Here is an 18,773-nt window from a genome sequence, read left to right as displayed (position 1 = left end):
CACCTAGTCCTATTTTTATCATCATTTTTAAAATAAGGACACGTCTACATAAGCCTGATATGATAAGGAATAACGGTACAAATCGTTTCGTTTAATCAACAGGTTTATATACAGGGATGTCATATGAAAAACGTCAACCAAGCGGAGTTTTGGCAGCAGCGTTATGAGAAGAACAGCATCGGTTGGGATATGGGGCAGGTATCGCCACCGCTCAAAGCTTATATTGACCAGTTACCTGAGAGCGCAAAAGATCAGGCGATACTAGTGCCAGGTGCAGGTAACGCCTATGAAGTGGGTTATTTATATGAGCAAGGTTTTACCAATGTCATGTTGGTTGACTTTGCCCCTGCACCGATTAAAGCATTTACAGAGCGCTATCCTAGTTTCCCTTCTGAGCACTTGATCTGTGCGGACTTTTTTAGCTTGTCAGCTGAGCAGTATCAATTTGATTGGATACTTGAGCAGACGTTTTTTTGTGCGATTAATCCATCTCGCCGTGATGAATATGTGCAACAGATGGCAAAGCTGCTAAAGCCACAAGGCAAATTAGTTGGGTTGCTATTCGACACGGATTTTGGACGAGAAGAACCACCATTCGGCGGCAGCAAGGAAGAATACCAACAACGTTTTCAAAGTCATTTTGATATTAATATTATGGAACCTAGCTATAATTCACATCCAGCACGGCAAGGTAGTGAGCTATTTATAAAGCTGCAAGCGAAGTAAGCTCGCGCTTGATATTATCTCGAGCTTGCGTTTCTAACTGATCATAGTAATGGTCAGTCAGATAGAGTTTGGGATGTGCTAGTAATCCTTGTAACACTGCAGTGCGCCCATCACGGTAGTTGTCATCGGCGACGTGTGCATATTCTTGACGTATCGCCTTTGCATACTGCTTATATGCAGACCAAGGCGCACCCAAGATACTCAAATCCATATCTAACAGATATGCCGCATCGTTATATTTGTCACTGGCTACCAACGTATCTATCTGATGATTAGCGGTCATCATAATGAGAGCGTGGGTCTGTTGGTATTGCTCTGGACTGAGATAAGGGCCCAAAGCATCTGTCGCAAATTCTGCACTTTGCAGCTCGTTGTCGGAGCGTGTTGGGTCGTAAATCACATCATGATAGTACAGTGTCAATGCAATGATATGCGGCTCAGACAGAACCTGCTTAATATTTTCAAACTGTACCAATAACTGCTCAATGTGATTGAGTGTATGATAAGCACGTTGTGGTTCGCCATAGCGCATCACGATATCCTGCCAAAGCCTATCTATTTGCTTTGGCGAGATATCGCTGGTCATAGCTGACAAATGCTGTGCAAAATACTTGCCAAGCTCATCATGCTTATTTGAGACAGTTTTCATATGTCATTTTTTCACTATGCACGTGGTAAAAGAGGTTTGGTTATTCTTTGTTAGCCACTGCATCTTTAAACGCTTTATTAAACACCTCGCCAAGCAAGCTAACATCATCGACACGCGCATAGTTCAGACGGGTGACAAAGGCAATATGGCGATGTGGCCCTTCTTCAGCCAATGGTATAGCGACGGCATTTTGGTTTTGCAGGTGTAGCTGATCAAGTGCCATTTCAGGAACTAGCGTTGTGCCCATGTTGGCAAGTGCCATTTGAATCAAAGTGTTCAAACTGGCATCTGAGAAGCTTGACTTCATTTGTGCACGGTCGAAATGACAGACAGACAGCGTCTGATCGGTTAGGCAGTGTCCTTCGCCAAGTAACATCAGATTGGCAGTCGCCAGCTCATCAGCATTGATGGTATCAAGCTTGGCATGTATGTCATCTTTTGGAAATACAGCAAAGAAGTCTTCACTCCAAAACTCAAAACTGTGTAGCCCATCTACCGCATAAGGTAGCGCAATGATAGCCGTATCGATATGACCGTAGCGTACTTGTTCAAGCAACCGCTCTGTCTGTTGTTCGACGATGGTCATGCGGAATTCTGGATACTGAGCACGCAGCGCAGGCAGTACTTTTGGCAGCAAATAAGGGGCAATCGTCGGAATGATACCGACAGTCATAGGATAGGCAAGCGGCGTCTGATGGCTATGAGCACGTGTGGTCAAATCGCTCACTTCAGAAAACACTCGCTGCGCCCGTGTGAGGATGTCTTGACCGATAGGGGTAATCAATACCTGTTTATTATTACGCTCAAAAATCTGAGTATCTAACTGTTTTTCTAATTCTGCGATACCCAAACTCAGTGCAGACTGCGAGATATTGCAATCTTCAGCAGCACGTTTAAAATGACGATGTTTGGCGACGGCTAGGGCAAACTCAAGTTGTCGTAAAGTAATCATAAAACCTCTCTATTAATGGGTTTTTAATGCAATTTATTATGTTTGTTCAACCTTTATAAGGTAGCAAATTACCAATTAAGCACCAATGATAAAATGTAGAGATAATAGTTTAACAAGTTTAATAAAACAAAACATCACATTAAAAACTTTTAACTGGATTAACCATAGAATTCGCGTATAGTTTGTCAGGTAGCCCAGAGAGCTAGAGGGCTAATTGAAAAAACCATATAAATAATTTCCAATTTACTCAACTATAGAGGAGCCAACAATGGCGTCTATTATCAATCAAGAAATCCCAGAATTTTCAGCAGATGCATACGTAAACGGTGAGTTCAAGACCATCACTTCAGAAGACGTAAAAGGCAACTGGGCGATTTTCCTATTTTACCCAGCTGATTTCACGTTTGTTTGCCCAACTGAGCTAGAAGACATGGCCGCTCATTATGACGAGCTAAAAGGCCTTGGTGTTGAAGTATACTCAGTATCTACTGACACGCATTTCACGCATAAAGCATGGCATGATTCTTCAGAAGCTATCGGTAAAGTACAATACCCAATGATCGGCGATCCTACTGGTAAAATCACTCGTGGCTTCAATGTCATGATTGAAGAAGCAGGCTTGGCTGAGCGCGGTACGTTCTTAGTAGATCCTGATGGCTTGATCCAAGTCGCTGAAATCCATGCTGGCGGTATCGGCCGTAGTGCAAAAGATATGCTACGTAAAGTAAAAGCAGCACAGTATGTTCGTGAAAACGACGGCGAAGTTTGCCCAGCAGCTTGGGAACAAGGCGGCGACACATTGAAGCCAAGTCTTGACCTAGTTGGTAAAATCTAAGTAGACATTTCATACTTAGATAAAAGTAGCGCTGTATCTTAAACATCTAATTTAAGGCAGTGCTACAAATAAAGACCCCATTAACATAAGTTGATGGGGTCTTTTTACGTCTTAAACATAGATATTGTTAGTATTATTTTTTCAGCATATCTCTAAGTATAGACGCAATATTAAGCGCGAGACTGTGCTTTATTTTTATCAATGGTTTTATAAATCTCGTCTTTGAGTTGTAGCTTTCGTCGTTTCATCTGTTCGATTTCTTCGTCGCGACTGGCATGCTTGACCACATCGTTTTCAAGCTTATTAATTTGCCTATCTAGAGTCGTATGCTCGTCAAAGATACTCGCAAAATGCGTGTCCTTTTGCTTTAACTCATCGATAATATCACTGTGATCTTGCCATGTGTCTGTCATTGTCATGTTGTCATCCTTGTTATTTAGTGCAGGCTTAGAATAAGCGTAAGCACGTTATGGTTAAGACGCTTATGATGGTGAGACTTTTTTGGAAGGGGTGAAAGTTTAATGGTAATAAAGATAGTTACTTCACGATATTGATAATGCGTATTGCTATTAATACCATTCGATTGTAGCGAAAAAATAGACCATGTACCATCACTATCATTTACTTATGTATTTATATTTAATTATTTAAACCAATAAACGATTAATTTTATAAAACGTAAAGTTTGAGTTTCTCAGCTTGCCGAAACTCGCTAAACGCTTGATAATAGACACATCAAAGGGCAAGAGCCCATTATATATAACCTTTTATACAAAATTATTAACACCAACTATTTCATATTTAGACGCGTAGCATGACAGCTGCCGTTACATATTCAGTCATAATGAGGAACAAACATGATAGATCAGAATTTATTAGATGCCGTTAAGAGCTATAGCGAAAACATGACACGCCCAATTACTTTTGTATTGGGTAATGGTACGCATGCAAAACGTGCAGAATTAGTAGATTTTTTGACCAAGATTGCTGGAACAACAGACAAAATCAACTTCGATGCAGAAGCAACTGACGATAGTTTGCCTAGTGCCATTAGTTTCAAAGTAGTCAGTCACATTGATGGCGCATCAAACGACACTGGTATCGTGTTCAGCGGTATCCCAGGTGGTCATGAGTTTACGTCATTGATTTTGGCGATTCTGCAGGCGGGTGGTCATACGCTAAAGTTGGATGAAGGCATCCAAAAGTTAGTTAAGCGCTTTAATAAGCCATTACAGTTCCAAACCTACGTGTCATTGTCATGCCATAGCTGTCCAGAAGTCGTTCAAGCATTGAACCAGTTTGCGCTATTAAATGATGGTATCAGTAATGAAATGATTGATGGTGCATTGTTCCAAGAGCAAGTAGAAGCGAACAAAATCCAAGGCGTACCAGCAGTATTTTTGAATGGTAAGCCATTTGCTAACGGCCTAATTGACACTGCTAAATTGATCGGAAAATTGCAAGAGCAGTTCCCTGACTTATTGTCAGAAGTAGAAGACGATGCTGAGCAATTAGAGCAGCAAGACGTCACTATCATCGGTGCTGGCCCTGCAGGTGTGGCTGCTGCTATTTATACAGCGCGTAAAGGCTTAAAAGTTACAATGGTCGCTGACCGTATCGGTGGACAGGTAAAAGACACGCAAGACATCGAGAACTTGATTTCAGTACCGCTAACCAATGGTACAGATTTATCGACCAACTTTGTTAAGCACTTAGCCGAATATAACATCACGCTAAAAGAGCATGTGAGCGTTAAAGAAATCGGTGAGACTGAAGAAGAGAACTACAGTATCCATCTAAATACTGGTGAGACGTTTAATACTCGTAGTATTATCTTGGCGACAGGTGCTCAGTGGAGAAAGCTTGGTGTACCAGGTGAAGAAGAGAATATCGGTAAAGGTGTGGCTTTCTGTGCGCATTGTGATGGTCCATTCTTTAAAGGTAAAGATATCTCAGTGATCGGCGGTGGTAACTCAGGTGTTGAAGCAGCACTAGATTTGGCAGGTATCGTCAAGCATGTTACTGTACTCGAGTTCGCTGATGAGTTAAAAGCTGACCAAGTACTGATCAACAAAGCGAAAGAGAAGACCAACATTGAGTTCATTACCGGTGCAGCGACGCAAGAGATTAAAGCGACTGATGGCAAAGTATCGTCTATCGTCTACCAAGATCGCAGCACAGGTGAGACTCATGAGCGTGATTTATCAGGGGTGTTTGTACAGATTGGTTTAGTACCAAACACTGAATTCATCAAAGGCTTCGTTGATCTAAACCGCTTTGGTGAGATCGAAATCGATGAGCGCTGCCGTACAGATCGTAAAGGTATCTTTGCTTGTGGTGATGTAACCACCGTGCCATTTAAGCAGATTAACATTGCGATGGGTGAAGGTAGTAAAGCGGCATTGTCAGCGTTTGAATACTTAGTCATGCAGTAAGCTGTTCGGTTTAGTTTCAGTATAAAAGGCCACCTCGGTTGAGGTGGTTTTTTTATGCTGTCGCATAAATACGCTTATATAAAAAAATCCTGATATTTAAGAAATAGCCATTTGCGTGAGCCAATAACGCGATTTCACTCAGAAAATATCAGTATTTACGTTACAAATTCGACATTTGCATTACAAACTGGTGTTGTTGATGCAATAATGTATGCAATAAAACCTAACATAGCGTCATGAACTATAAGGAAAGTAGGCATGGAATACATTGAAGCTTTTTTCGCCCTAATCGGGGATCTAACGTGGGGCTGGGCGCTCGTGCCTATGCTAATTATCTTTGGTTTATTATTTACCATCGTAGGTAGGTTCGCCCAGTTTAGATATTTTAAACGTATGTTCCGTGTGTTCAAAACGGATGAAGTAGGAGACGACGGGATTTCTGCCCGTCAGGCGTTGCTCGTTTCTATCGGTGGACGTGTAGGCGGCGGTAACATTGCTGGTGTTGCTGTTGCCATCTCTTTAGGGGGTCCGGGAGCGGTATTCTGGATGTGGGTTGTGGCCTTAATTGGCATGATGACCAGTATTGTCGAGTGTAGCTTAGCTCAGCTTTATAAGCGTAGAGACAATGATGGTAACTTTCGCGGTGGCCCTGCGACGTATATTTTACATGGGTTAGGTAAAGACTATCGCTGGCTTGCTGTTATTTATGCGATCTCGCTACTACTGTCTTTTTCTATCGGGTTTGTGGCGTTCCAAGGCAATACGGTAGCAGGCTCAGCGCTTGAAAGCTTTGGGATTGATCGCTGGATAACGGGTGTGGTTCTGGTAATTGCAGGTGGATTTATTGTCTTTGGCGGTATTCAGCGCATTGCAAAAGTAGCCGACGTTGTCATTCCTGTTATGGCATTAATCTATATCAGTATGGCACTTATTATTATTGCATTTAACTTTACAGAACTGCCTGCACTAATGGTAATGATTGTCAAAAACGCTTTTGGCATTGAATCTGTCGTGGGCGGTGGTATTGGTGTGGCGATTGAGCAGGGTATGAAGCGTGGTTTATTCTCTAATGAAGCAGGTTTGGGTTCTGCGCCTAATATTGCTGCCACCGCTTACGCTACTCATCCTGTTAGTCAGGGTATCTCGCAGTCACTGTCTGTGTTTATTGATACGATAATCGTATGTAGTGCCACCGCATTTATGATTTTACTGAGCGGCGTGTATCAACCAGGTGCTGAAGTCGATGGTATTGTATTGGCACAGCAAGCGCTCACGACCCAGCTTGGGGATTGGGCACAGTATATCCTGACCATATCGATATTGCTATTTGCCCTAAGCTCTATCATGTATAACTATTATATGGGTGAAAATGCCATTAATTTCTTGGTCAAAAAGAATATCAAAATGGCGACTCTGGTTTTGCGAGTTGTTGTGATTGCGGTATTATTCTTGGGCGCAGTGGCTCCTGCAGCAACCGCAGTGTTCTTCTTCGCTGATCCGTTGATGGGCGTGCTAGCGCTAGCAAACTTATTGGCCTTGATAATGTTATTTCCACGAGCTAAGCGTCTATTGGACGACTTTGCAAGTCAGTTAAGATCAGGGATTAAAGAGCCGTTATTTGATGCGCAAGAGTATGAGAAGCTGGATCTTGATCTGAGCGCATGGGGTAAAAAAGCGGTAAAAGAAGCGTTAGACCAAAAACAGTAGTACTCGTACGCTTTATGTCTTATAAAAAAACCACTTTAAAGTAGTTAAAGTGGTTTTTTTATGCAAGATATTATTTATGCCTAAAATGAATGGTCATTCGCCAATACGCCAGCTATCGACATGATCTCGCCTGCTTCATCTTCTTCAATAATTCGAGTTTCTGTCAGTGCTGATTGTTGCCACGCCTGTATGTGTGGATGATTTAGCATAGTTTGGCAATACTGCTTGGTAAGTGGCTGCAAAGTAATATTAGATGCATCAGCATAAGTCTGTAATCGCAGCACCACTGGAGCAAAAAGCACATCAGCTGTTGTGAAATCTCCGAATAAGAAACTGTCTGCTGAGCGAGTTTTTAAACAATCGGCAAAGATGTCTTCGATACGAGCGATATCTGCTAAGCAAGCGCTACTTGGTTGTATCTTAGCCGTTGCTCGTATATTCATCGGCATCTCGTTACGAATACCTGTCAATCCCGAATGCATCTCAGCCACGATGCTTTGGCAATAGGCGCTATTTATTCTACTTTGACTATTATGTCGTTTTTCAGCGTTAGATTTATCAATACCTGTCCAAATATCAATATCCGTAAAGTACTCATTGACATGCATCGCAATCGCTAAGGTGTCCCAAACGGTTACTTTATTATCTTTTTCACCATAGACTAAAATAGGTACTTTATCCGTTGGCGAATGCGCTTCGAGGGTTGGACGTGCTGATGGATGAAACAACTCAACAAGCTGCTTATCAAAATCAACATGGAACGCTTTAAGCAATAGCCAAGCTCGTAGCGACCAAGATGAGTAGTTTTTATTGCCAATAATTAATAGCGGTTTTTGCATCATAGAGTCCTATTAAGCGATAACAGTAGCGTTTTATTATGTACTCAATGTTGAGTATTGACCAGTCTATAAACCGAGCTATATTTTTATCATTTAAATCCTATTTCAAAAAAAACGCCCCTCCAATGTTTGGAAGGGCGCTTATTTAGACGGGCACTTACTTAGAAGGGCGCTTTTTATTTCTTACATTCGCTCTCATCAGTTTTTGTTTTTGATTAGAAAAATAACAGGCAGCGCAACGACATACATCAGCACACCGTACAAAGCAGCAGGCAGTGCTATAACTGGCAGTGTGCTCACACCCATGATGATAGGAGCTAAGGTAATAGCCGTTGTACTATTTTGGATACTGGTTTCTATCGAGATGGTTTTGGTATCAAACCAGCTGAGCTTTAGGACTCTAGAGATTAAGATGCTAATAGCGAATAAAATAGCAATGATAAAGACAAGCTCTAAACCAATTTGAGTGAACTGTGATTGTAGTAGTTGCCAGTTAGAGGCAATAGCAGCAAAGACAATTAGTACAAAAAACACGCTGGCCAAGCCGTTTAGAAGACTGCTGCGACGTACCATAAAGTCAGTAAATTTGTGGCGAGCAAGCATACCAAGAGATACGGGCAATGTGGTCAATAAGAACATGACTAGGCCAATCTTTATCGCGCTAATAGAGTTCGCCTGATCTTTCATAAAATGATCAAAAGCCAACGTAATTAAGATAGGCAATGTAATGACCGATAGTATGCTGACCACACCAGTTAACGCGATAGAGAGCGCGACATTTCCTTTGGCATAGTAGGTCAGCATGTTACTAGTGACACCGCCGGGGCAAAAACTAATCAGCATAATCCCAAAAGCAATCGCTGGTGGCGGAGCCGTCACTAGCACGATTGCTAGCGCAACCAACGGTACCAACACAACTTGATTGATTAAGCCGACAAAGAACGCTTTTGGATATTTGGCAATGACTTTAAAATCACTCAGTTTTAGCCCTGCTCCTAGAGTGAACATAATGTAGGCAAGGGCTAGTGGCAGTAATGCTAGCGCGGTATTATTCATCAAACATTCCTTGTAAAACTAAAATGCCATATCAATATGGCTTTTTGAAAGTAAATAGCAGCGGGGCAACCTTGTCATCAGGCAGCTGCTCACAATCCATGTGTTTAGGTATTCAATCGTCTAGCTATTTAGGTGCCTTAACCATTAAGCTAGATCAAGCCTATCAAATGATAATAGCGGTATTACGCTCGCTTAGTAACCCACTTGTCGTGACTATTGAGGTTGGTCGAGGTTGTTGGAAGCTATCGGTAAATGATCGGGTAGTAACTAGGCAGTGATTGGGCTGTTTGTGGCTAATGACGCTTTGAGCATATTGAGCATAATGATAAACGCAGTAAAAAGCCCACAAGATTCTGTGGGCTAAATACGCTAACTGTCTAGTCTACTTATGCTGCACTAGTCGTCTAGTAAATCCATTTGCTTAGCGGCTTCATAGATACCGTTTGAGCGGTTACCCGTGCGGCAAAAAATCAGCATTGGCTGCTCAGCTTGATTAAAGAAATCTGCAAACGTTTCGACGTGAGTTTGATTTAGCTCATTACCTGCAAAAGAAATCTCTTTATAAGCAAGACCAGCTTCTTTGGCTGCTGCTTCGATTTCGGCACTGGTTGGCTGATTTGGCTCTTCACCATCAGGACGGTTATTAATAATGGTTTTGAAACCATTTTCGGCAATCATAGGCACTTGGTCAGGCGTGATTTGTCCGGTAAAGCTAACTTCATGGCTCATAAGAGCTCCTTTTTTTATTGGTGTTGTTGGGTTTATAAAACGTGTTAGTTCGAGCTATGGTTGTTATAACAGGCCTTGCATCAATGCGCTTTGGTACAGTAGCTTGGCACGTGCCCCTGTACCGCAAAACATTAATATAGGTTTGGGCATTGAGTGATAGAAATCGGCAAACTGCTCGACCGTTAGCATACTTAGACGCTCATCATCAAACGGCAGATGCTGATACGCTAGGTTTGCCTGTTCGGTAGCCGTTGCCAAGTCGCAGCTATTAGGCTGTGTTTCAATCTCGGCATCTGGGCGAATATTAAGCACTGAGCGATAACCAAGCTCAGCAATCTTAACGCATTGGCTTGGGTATATTTGCTTATAAATCGTTAAATCATCGGTCATAAAGTAGGTTCAGTTATATTTGTTAAGGTATATTTATTATTGAGGGTTGGGTTAAGAATATCAAAGGACTAGAAGTCAGCATTTTTTAGGCCGATTTCTAGGTTAATTGATTCCCCGTTTAGTGCGTCTAGCATAACACAGGCGCTATCATAGCGATATTGTGTTGTAGGCGACAATAGTAATTGAGGTTGAGTGAAATTAATGTAGCAGCAACTTTGTTGTGGTCAAACTATAGATTATTTTAACGCATCGACAGCATCTAATGTACTCAGATAGACTTGCCCTGATAGCTCGCTAATCAATGGGGTGTGACCGATGATGTCCATCACAGGACCTTTGATAAAGCTAAAATGTAAGCGCTTGTTCTGTAACGCCAATTCGTGGTTTAAAGTGCAAAGCATTTCTTGAGCGGTCAAATCTATGTGATTGACGGCGGCCATAATCAATACGATTTCATTGGCATCTGGATATTGCTGCATGGCATTGAGGATGCGTCGATGTACAGATTCACTATTACCAAAGAACAGACTCTCATCGATACGCAACATCAATAAGTTGTCAAAAGTTACGACGTCATGGCGATTGATATTACGAAAATGTCCTGTACCGCCCAACTGTCCAACGACGGCCACGTGCGGCTTACTCGACTGCCAGATGAGACTGGCGAATGACACCATTAGGCCAATGACCAGTCCCGTGTTTAGCCCAAATATCAGAACACCGACGAACGCGGCCAAAAAGCTAGCACCATCTAAGCGATCGCGCTGCCATGCGGACTTTAAGGTCGCAATATCTATCAGGCCAATGATAGAGGCCATGATAGTTGCGCCCAGTAATGCATAGGGTAGTGGAGCAAGCGCATTGCTAAAGGCTATGAGCGCGGCAATCATTACTAGTACGGTGACGAGACTGGCAAGTGGTGTCTTCGCGCCTGAGTCGGCATTGATAGCCGTACGCGAAAAGCCTCCTGCAACCGCAAAACTTTGGAACAGTCCACCAGACAGGTTGGCCAGCCCAAGTCCAGTCAGCTCGCGATTGGCATCAAAACTTTCACCACGCAAACGAGCATAGGTACTGGCGACTGAACTGCTCGACACAAATACGATTAGTGCCATCAGTCCTGCTGTCGGCAATAGCTTCAGTGCTTCTTGTAGATCAGAGATATGCGGTAACGTAAAGCTCGGCAGCCCCTGTGGAATACGACCGATGGTCGCGACACCATATGTGCTCCAATGCAGTGCCATACTGAGTACGATAGCAATGCCAAGTAAAATAAGCGGGAATAAGCGCTCTGCCCATTTGGCATACGACGATGATAGCCACGTCTGCCATATCCATTCACTTGCATAGCGATTGGCAACCAATAGCGCAAATGCGGTAATACCGATAGCTAAGGTCAATGGATGCAGCTGGTTAGCATAGCGTTGCATAGTAGTCAAATACCCGATCAAACTATTGCCAGTGACCGGAATGTCTGTCAGATATTTGAGCTGACTGACAAATATAAGGACTGCTGCACCGCTTACAAACCCTGCGGACACCCCGCGACTGATAAACTGCATGATCCAACCAAGTTTTAACCGTCCTGCTATCCACAGCAGTGCACCTACCATCAGTGCCAATAGGCTAGCCATCAGTGCATACTGTTCAGTACCTTGCTCAGCATAAGGCAGTAGGCCACTGGCGGTCATGATGGCGGTGATGGCAACGGGACCTACGGCTTGTACGTTGCTAGAGCCGAGCCACGCATATACGAGGACAGGTACGATCGCTGCATATAGGCCATAGACAGGCGGCAGTCCTGCAAGCACGGCATAACCTAGGCTCTGCGGTATGACCAACACACCCACCACTATGCCTGCGACGAGATCAGTCGGCAACGCTGAGAGCTGGTATTGACGCAGCCAAGCTGGAATCAGACGAGCGACGATAGAGGACATATCAATCACCACAGTAGATAGTACAAATAATTAGGCGAGGGCGGCGTTATTCTGCTTTGGCACAAAAACGTTGATACAGCAGATCGAGTACAGCTAGCGCATCCTCGCTTGCGATACTATAGTAAATTTGCTTACCTTCGCGGCGTGTGGCGACCAGCTCGTCTTTACGCAATATACCCAATTGCTGCGATAAGCTCGGCTGTCCAACCCCGACCAAGTCTTCCAGCTCACCGACGCAATATTCACCTTGGGTCAATTGACAGAGAAGAAGTAGGCGATCAGGATGCGATAGCGACTTTAATAGTTGGCTGGCTTGTAGCGATGCTTGCTGCATTTGCTTGGCAAGATCGGCAGGTACTAAATCTGCAGTATCAGATGACCCATCGTCAGTGGTACTGCGAGTAGGTGTACCTTCGGCTGAAATAGAAGTAGTCAGAACAAATTCCTTACATTAGATGGTAACAAATGCCATGATGTTTTGAGCAATATATAGTTGATTATCAATGATATCACGCCACATAGCAAGTTATCATTAATTACATTATATAAATTGATAAATTGTATGGTGGTTGTTATATTGGTGGCATTAGATAAGTCGTAGGAACGCATTATATACGACTGAATATCATACTTAAGGGTTAATTAAAGATAAAAATCCCTATAACCAAAATATGTATAAATAACTTATGTATAAATAATTAAAGAGGCCGCCATGCAAGTTCATTCTTTTTTAGACAGCGATACAGAAACCTATACCCACGTACTTGCTGATACTGAGCAAAAATTATGCGCCATTGTCGATCCTGTATTGAACTTCGATGCTAAGTCAGGCAGAACCAATACCAGCAGTGTCGATGAAGTGATTGAGTTTGTACGTGAGCAGGATTGGGCGCTCAAGTACATTATCGAGACCCATGCGCATGCAGATCATTTGTCAGCGGCCATTCATGTAAAAGAAAGCCTTGGCGGACAGTTAGTCATCGGTCAGCATATCACCGAAGTACAAAAAATCTTTAAGCAAATTTTTAACTTTGACACGAGTTTCCGCACTGATGCTAGCCAGTTTGATATTTTGACAGACGAAGGCGAGACCTTAGAGCTTGGCAATATTACTATCACTGCGATGTATGTACCCGGTCACACACGTGCCGATATGGCCTATCTAGCCGCTGATGATGAGAAAACAGTGGTATTCGTTGGAGATACATTGTTTGCGCCTGATGTCGGTACAGCGCGCTGCGATTTTCCTGGCGGCGATGCCAAAACGCTTTATCAGTCTATTCAGAAGCTGCTAGCACTTCCTGAAGATACGGTCATGTATCTGTGTCATGATTATCCAAGCAAAGGTCGTCAGCACTGCCCAACGACGACAGTAGCTGCGCAAAAACTAGAAAATATCCACGTCAAAGACAGTATAAACGAAGCAGAGTTTGTGCAGATGCGTGAGCGCCGTGATGCGACTCTAGATATGCCTCGCCTTATCATCCCTGCTGTACAAATCAATATCGATGCAGGACATTTTCCCGAGCCAGAGGACAATGGTACGCGCTATCTAAAAGTACCGATCAATGTCCTTGGTGGATAAGTTAAACAGTTTAATAACTGAAAGTCATTACCCGATGCAGCTCTACGTAAGTATCGTATGATTGATATCTATAAGAATGCTAACCTGTAGACTGTCCGTTTCTAGATGCTGTGTATGACCAACTGCAAGCGCTAAGTGCGGCAATAACTGGAGAGAGCAATGAACCCTTACGAGCGCTATGTGTTGCCAAAGATGATAGATATTGCCTGTAGTACGGGTAATGTGATGAAAGCGCGTTCCAAAATTGTTCCGAAAGCGCTCGGTAAGGTGTTGGAGATTGGCATTGGTAGCGGTCTGAATTTACAGTTTTATGATGCTAATAAAGTCTCTTCTATTATCGGTGTGGATTCAGCGGCTCAAATGCAGTCGCTGGCTCGTGAGCGTGCGGCTGGCATTGGCATTCCGGTTGAAGTGATAGCTGTCGATGTACAAGGTATCCATGCCGATACGGATCAATTTGATACGATTGTGATGACTTTTACCTTGTGCAGTATTGATGACCCAGTAGCCGCGCTCCGAGAAATGGCGCGCGTGCTAAAACCTAGCGGTCGCTTATTGTTTTGTGAGCATGGACTGGCACCAGATTCCTCTGTTGAGCGTTGGCAGCATCGGCTGACACCTTTTTGGAAACCTATAGCAGGTGGGTGTCATTTAGATCGCGATATTCCGGCGCTTATCAGAGAAGGTGGGTTTGCTATTGATGAGTTGAGCGAAGCGTATTTGCCCGGTCCACGACCAATGAGTTATGTGTATAGCGGTGTGGCACAGCAACTGGCATAAAGGATAAGCCCAATTAACTATGCTAAAATTATTTACCAATCAATGCGACGACGACTACAGCTATAACCACAGCAAGCAACGTAAATAGCTTTTATATAAAAGTGTTCATAAACAGTATTTGAAACAACAAAATAATTAGAATAGGAATTAAATAATGAGTGAGCAAAGTTTTTATCTAGTATGCCCACATTGCCAAGCAACCAACCGTGTGCCTGCTGCACGACTAAGCGCTGCGCCAAAATGCGGTAAATGTGGTCAGCCATTATTGACTGCCAGTCCGCATGAGCTAAATGCGCAAACGGCCAATAAGGTCATCCAAAAGAACGATGTACTGACTATCGTGGATTTTTGGGCAAGTTGGTGTCAGCCTTGTATCATGATGGCGCCAGAGTTCAAGAGCGCTGCTAGCCAATTACCGCAGGTGGTCTTTGCTAAGGTACAAACGGATAAATACGAGCAGGCAGCCGCTCCTTACAATATTCGCAGCTTGCCAACGATGGTTGCTTTTAGAAATGGTAAAGAAGTCGCGCGACAATCAGGCGCGCTACCAAGTCATCAAATCATTCAGTGGGTACAAAGCTTACAGTCGTAATATGAGACAGATAAGACTGTTTATCATCCAAGCTATTTATCCAAATACTTATGTTTTCTTATAAAAAACCGTAGTAATAAAAAAGCCAATATGCGATCTACATATTGGCTTTTTTGCTGTGTCATGTACTACTTTACGGTGTCATACACCATCTTAGTCGTGCAGATAGCCTTGCATTTGCTTAAGCTTATTCACCATAAATCTTGATGCCATTGGCAAAACTGCAACGCTGGATGCGGGCAGATTGGACAATTGCATCACGCTCACCGTAGAGACGCGATAATTTTGCATCACGTGCTTTGGTATTGTTGCTCTTGCCTAGACCAAAGCTGATATTCGGCGAGATACCCCAGCGTCCAGCAGAGACACCAACACCGACACCTGATGCCGATAGGGTAGATTGCTCATTGCGAGCCGCTTCGACATAGCGGTTGACGCGATTGTACTCTTGGCTAAGTGCTTGGCAATTATAATTTTGATAAGTGCTTGGCGGTACATATTGCGGGGTGATGTTACCAGTAGAGGCACAGCCTGAGAGCGCAAAAATGCCAGCTAGTAGTGTCGCTGTCGTAAACGTTTTCATAATGGCTCCAGTGGCTAAGTGATTGTATTTATATCTATTTAAGATAGCAAAAATAGCGCGATTAAGATATTGAAAATCCATCGATGATGAAAAATTTTCGCAGCATGTCATCAACATATCGACAGCTTTCTAAAATGGTTATTTATTGAAACAGAAAATCGCTTATTAAAATAAGTTTGCTGGCTTGGCAAAGGCAAGTATGACGATCCCGATATAAGCAACGGCAGCGATAAGAATACCTGTTTTTCTTTGCACAGGTGTCGCATCAACCTTAAACGCTTTGATACTTGAGCTAATAGCAGCGATCAGTAAGATGATTTTGGCAAACACCCACTGTACAGGAGCGTTGGCACTCATCAATTGCATTAGCATCATTGCACCTGACAGGATAAGCAGGGCATAGATAATATGAGTGGCTATTTTGACTGCTCGTGGTGCGCGTCTATCTGCGCTGAGTACTAAGTAGCTTTGATATAAAAATAGCGCAACAGTCAGCGCTGCCATCAGCATATGTAGATGTTTCATTGAATATTGCTCCCTCTAAAACTGCAGTATATAGGCTAATTTAGAATAGTTAGTTGCGATTCAAACATAATCGGCTATTTGTTTTGACCAGCACATAAGGGACTCGCAGGGCTTTGACCTTGCCATTCTGTCGGAGTATAGGCATGGATAGCGAGAGCATGTACTTGGCCGCCTTGTGAAGTGAGTAAAGGCGTGACTAAGCCGTATATCAGCTGATGACGCCCGACCAGTCGTTTGCCTTCAAATGCATCGCTAACGATAGTGAGCTTAAAGTGGCTTTCTTTACCTTCAAAGTAACCGGCATGCGACATCGACTCATTGATCAGTTCGATATGCTGCGGCGCAAGCGCTTGTAATTCGGTATGAAGTGCGTCGGCAGTAGGTGTGGTACTCATAACAATCCTTCAATGTATTTTGTGCAATTTGATTGGGCAATCTGCAAATAATATTTATCGGCATTATAACAGACACGATAAGCGGGATAGCATGCGATTGCCAAATTGACCAATTGCAAACACTGCTGATTACAGTGCTTATCAACTACAGTGCTTATCAACTACAATGCTTATCAACTACAATGCTTATCAACTACAATGCTTGCCAATTATAAAACCTGTAATGTCTGGCTATAATTAAAAAAGCAAAGCACAACGCTTTGGCTGTACTTTGCTTCTATGATATCTAAATGCGCACTGTTAAAGCGTAAAGGTAGTTAATTAGCTACTTATTAGCGGCGCGACTGTTGATATAGAGGCGTAACTTTTGGCATCAATGACTGTAACTCTGCGATACGGCTGCTGCTCGTTGGGTGAGTGCTGAGGAATTGTGGTGGCTCACCTTGGCTTGCTTTTTGCATTTTTTGCCAAAGCGTAACAGCCGCCTGAGGGTTATAACCTGCACGTGCCATCAGCTCAAGACCAATCTGATCGGCTTCGCTTTCTTGAGTGCGACTGTGGGGTAGGCTCAAGCCCAAATTACCAGCAGTACCTGCTAGCTCAGCCTGTCCTTGTGATAGGCCGAATATACTGGCAGCCAGACCAATACCAGTTTGGGTTGCATACTCGCGTGATAGACGCTCACGTGAATGTTCACGTAGTGCATGAGAGATTTCATGACCCATGATGGCAGCAATCTCATCATCAGTGAGGTTCAAGCGATCGATGATGCCTGAATAAAACATGATCTTACCACCCGGCACCACAAACGCATTTAAATCGTTAGACTTGATAGTGTGGACTTCCCATTGCCATTTGGCTGCATCTGCGCGGTAGACGCCAACTTGACCAACCAAGCGATTCGCAATATTTTTCAGGCGATTTAGCTGAGCAGCGTTGGTATCTAGCACACCTTTTGATTTTGCGTCTTGTATTGTTTTGGCATAGCTTTGCGCAGATAATGCCAATACTTGCTCACTAGACACTAATAGTAACTGCTGACGATCAACACCAACTGCGCCAGAATTGGTAGTGCTGGTACAACCAGTTAAGGTCAGTGCTGACAACGAAGCGGCCATCACTGTCGTGGTTAATAACTTCTTCATAAAAATATCCTCTCTATAAGATGGAAAAACGTAAAGTCAAACAAGTTGAAAAATAGTGCAGCAAATGTTGGAGCTGTGTTTATTAATTTTTTAGTAGTGCTCATTCATTCGCTTAAACAGTAAAATTTTACCTTAACTGCCATTGGACATAAGTATAATAATGTTAACCACCTAAAACCAAGATAGGAAAAGTAACAATAAAGCGTATGATTGTAAGTGCGATATCTTTTTATTAGAGTGCAAATAGTGAGTTTTTACTTTATCGATTGTCTTATGACCAATATAAAGCTGAAGGAAGTAGAGCTCAGACTTAAAGTTCTATAATTAATGTGAAATATTTTTCATTTAATTGAAATTAATTCCTGTTTTTAAATCAATTGCTTATGTTGATTTATCCGATAAAAAGGGCATTTAGCTAAAAATATTAGAAATAAATTCTAAAAAAGGTGTTGACACCCACAGAATATTTGCTAAAATAGCCAGCCTATCGAGACGGAGTAGTTGTTAACAACGCTACGGATTGATACTAAGCGGGAATAGCTCAGTGGTAGAGCATAACCTTGCCAAGGTTGGGGTCGAGAGTTCGAATCTCTTTTCCCGCTCCAAATATGGCTTGAAAAAGCGCAAAAAGCCTCACTTCACAGTGAGGCTTTTTTTTTATGTGTAAAATCTGTCCTAAGTCAGCTAATAGCGAAAACATAGAAATCAAAAACTAAAGCTAACTATCAGCAAGACAGAGATTATTAGTATTGAAGAATAGATACGCACCCCGAATACCTGAGCAAACTAAACCTATAGCAACATAAGGGTATCCAATGCCACCAAAACCGCTTACATTAATCAGTGCTAAGCTCGCCTTTATCATATCCGCCATCGTCATCGGTATCATGGGCATCACCATGATCGGCTT

20 protein-coding genes and 1 tRNA gene are annotated in these 18,773 nt (G+C 42.9%); 8 read left to right on the top strand and 13 right to left on the bottom strand.

Going from position 1 to position 18,773, the window contains the following annotated elements; translation table 11 throughout:
• Positions 1-123: 123 nt before the first annotated feature.
• A complete protein-coding gene (locus ACIGBM_RS10745; protein WP_397477747.1) occupies positions 124-726 on the top strand; it encodes a methyltransferase domain-containing protein in 603 nt (200 codons plus the stop codon).
• Here ACIGBM_RS10745 and ACIGBM_RS10740 read toward each other — a convergent pair.
• Positions 704-1,375, bottom strand: coding sequence for a hypothetical protein (locus ACIGBM_RS10740; RefSeq protein WP_397477746.1), 672 nt, complete (start codon positions 1,373-1,375; stop codon positions 704-706). The genes ACIGBM_RS10745 and ACIGBM_RS10740 overlap by 23 nt on opposite strands.
• Positions 1,376-1,415: 40 nt before the next feature.
• Positions 1,416-2,327, bottom strand: a complete 912-nt coding sequence (locus ACIGBM_RS10735; RefSeq protein WP_238052822.1) for a hydrogen peroxide-inducible genes activator — start codon at positions 2,325-2,327, stop codon at positions 1,416-1,418.
• Positions 2,328-2,595: 268 nt separating this feature from the next.
• On the opposite strand from ACIGBM_RS10735, the gene ahpC reads away from it, so the two are divergent.
• The gene (gene ahpC, locus ACIGBM_RS10730; RefSeq protein WP_057761534.1) at positions 2,596-3,162 is read left to right on the top strand and encodes an alkyl hydroperoxide reductase subunit C; all 567 of its coding nucleotides are present in this window, start codon (positions 2,596-2,598) and stop codon (positions 3,160-3,162) included.
• 170 nt (positions 3,163-3,332) lie between these two features.
• Here ahpC and ACIGBM_RS10725 read toward each other — a convergent pair whose 3' ends face one another.
• A complete protein-coding gene (locus ACIGBM_RS10725; protein WP_057761532.1) occupies positions 3,333-3,581 on the bottom strand; it encodes a YdcH family protein in 249 nt (82 codons plus the stop codon).
• Between the two features lie 438 nt (positions 3,582-4,019).
• Between ACIGBM_RS10725 and ahpF the strand changes: the two genes are divergently transcribed.
• Together ahpF and ACIGBM_RS10715 are read left to right on the top strand one after the other, a co-directional pair.
• Complete coding sequence (gene ahpF, locus ACIGBM_RS10720; RefSeq protein ID WP_397477745.1) at positions 4,020-5,597, top strand: alkyl hydroperoxide reductase subunit F; 1,578 nt, start codon at positions 4,020-4,022, stop codon at positions 5,595-5,597.
• Between the two features lie 258 nt (positions 5,598-5,855).
• Entirely contained in the window at positions 5,856-7,304 is a 1,449-nt protein-coding gene (locus ACIGBM_RS10715; RefSeq protein ID WP_397477744.1) for an alanine/glycine:cation symporter family protein, read from the top strand.
• A gap of 80 nt (positions 7,305-7,384) precedes the next feature.
• On the opposite strand, the gene ACIGBM_RS10710 is transcribed toward ACIGBM_RS10715, so the two are convergent.
• The 6 genes from ACIGBM_RS10710 to ACIGBM_RS10685 form a co-directional block, all read right to left on the bottom strand.
• Complete coding sequence (locus ACIGBM_RS10710; RefSeq protein WP_397477743.1) at positions 7,385-8,146, bottom strand: glutathione S-transferase family protein; 762 nt, start codon at positions 8,144-8,146, stop codon at positions 7,385-7,387.
• Between the two features lie 195 nt (positions 8,147-8,341).
• Complete coding sequence (locus tag ACIGBM_RS10705) at positions 8,342-9,199, bottom strand: bile acid:sodium symporter family protein (RefSeq protein WP_397477742.1); 858 nt, start codon at positions 9,197-9,199, stop codon at positions 8,342-8,344.
• Between the two features lie 396 nt (positions 9,200-9,595).
• Positions 9,596-9,928: a TIGR01244 family sulfur transferase gene (locus tag ACIGBM_RS10700; RefSeq protein ID WP_057761521.1), complete on the bottom strand. Its 333-nt coding sequence runs from the start codon at positions 9,926-9,928 to the stop codon at positions 9,596-9,598.
• Between the two features lie 63 nt (positions 9,929-9,991).
• Positions 9,992-10,318, bottom strand: a complete 327-nt coding sequence (locus ACIGBM_RS10695) for a beta-lactamase hydrolase domain-containing protein (RefSeq protein ID WP_057761519.1) — start codon at positions 10,316-10,318, stop codon at positions 9,992-9,994.
• A gap of 236 nt (positions 10,319-10,554) precedes the next feature.
• The gene (locus ACIGBM_RS10690; protein ID WP_397477741.1) at positions 10,555-12,258 is read right to left on the bottom strand and encodes a SulP family inorganic anion transporter; all 1,704 of its coding nucleotides are present in this window, start codon (positions 12,256-12,258) and stop codon (positions 10,555-10,557) included.
• Between the two features lie 46 nt (positions 12,259-12,304).
• A complete protein-coding gene (locus ACIGBM_RS10685; protein WP_057761516.1) occupies positions 12,305-12,592 on the bottom strand; it encodes a helix-turn-helix transcriptional regulator in 288 nt (95 codons plus the stop codon).
• A gap of 378 nt (positions 12,593-12,970) precedes the next feature.
• Here ACIGBM_RS10685 and ACIGBM_RS10680 point away from each other — a divergent pair, with 378 nt between their 5' ends.
• The 3 genes from ACIGBM_RS10680 (at position 12,971) to trxC (ending at position 15,215) form a co-directional block, all read left to right on the top strand.
• Positions 12,971-13,843 carry an MBL fold metallo-hydrolase gene (locus ACIGBM_RS10680; RefSeq protein WP_102091850.1) on the top strand — a complete coding sequence of 291 codons (873 nt, stop codon included), beginning with the start codon at positions 12,971-12,973 and terminating at the stop codon, positions 13,841-13,843.
• Positions 13,844-14,002: 159 nt separating this feature from the next.
• Positions 14,003-14,623 (top strand): class I SAM-dependent methyltransferase, encoded by a 621-nt coding sequence (locus tag ACIGBM_RS10675; RefSeq protein WP_397477740.1) that lies wholly within the window; start codon positions 14,003-14,005, stop codon positions 14,621-14,623.
• 154 nt (positions 14,624-14,777) lie between these two features.
• Positions 14,778-15,215 carry a thioredoxin TrxC gene (gene trxC / locus ACIGBM_RS10670; protein WP_397477739.1) on the top strand — a complete coding sequence of 146 codons (438 nt, stop codon included), beginning with the start codon at positions 14,778-14,780 and terminating at the stop codon, positions 15,213-15,215.
• Between the two features lie 187 nt (positions 15,216-15,402).
• Here trxC and ACIGBM_RS10665 read toward each other — a convergent pair whose 3' ends face one another.
• From ACIGBM_RS10665 to ACIGBM_RS10650, 4 genes are all read right to left on the bottom strand, one after another.
• Positions 15,403-15,798: a hypothetical protein gene (locus ACIGBM_RS10665; protein WP_397477738.1), complete on the bottom strand. Its 396-nt coding sequence runs from the start codon at positions 15,796-15,798 to the stop codon at positions 15,403-15,405.
• Between the two features lie 165 nt (positions 15,799-15,963).
• Positions 15,964-16,323 carry a SirB2 family protein gene (locus ACIGBM_RS10660; RefSeq protein WP_397477737.1) on the bottom strand — a complete coding sequence of 120 codons (360 nt, stop codon included), beginning with the start codon at positions 16,321-16,323 and terminating at the stop codon, positions 15,964-15,966.
• A 74-nt stretch (positions 16,324-16,397) separates the two neighbouring features.
• On the bottom strand, positions 16,398-16,718 hold the full coding sequence (locus tag ACIGBM_RS10655) for a BolA family transcriptional regulator (protein ID WP_057761504.1): 321 nt from the start codon (positions 16,716-16,718) through the stop codon (positions 16,398-16,400).
• 332 nt (positions 16,719-17,050) lie between these two features.
• The gene (locus tag ACIGBM_RS10650) at positions 17,051-17,863 is read right to left on the bottom strand and encodes a M48 family metallopeptidase (RefSeq protein WP_397477736.1); all 813 of its coding nucleotides are present in this window, start codon (positions 17,861-17,863) and stop codon (positions 17,051-17,053) included.
• Positions 17,864-18,393: 530 nt separating this feature from the next.
• Here ACIGBM_RS10650 and ACIGBM_RS10645 point away from each other — a divergent pair.
• Positions 18,394-18,468: transfer RNA gene (locus tag ACIGBM_RS10645), tRNA-Gly, on the top strand.
• Positions 18,469-18,773 lie beyond the last annotated feature (305 nt).

Origin of the sequence: Psychrobacter sp. NPDC077938, assembly GCF_044542635.1 — a bacterium.
Taxonomy (GTDB): domain Bacteria; phylum Pseudomonadota; class Gammaproteobacteria; order Pseudomonadales; family Moraxellaceae; genus Psychrobacter.
The sequence above is the reverse complement of the archived record's forward strand: the minus strand, read 5'-3'. Positions and strand labels throughout refer to the sequence as shown.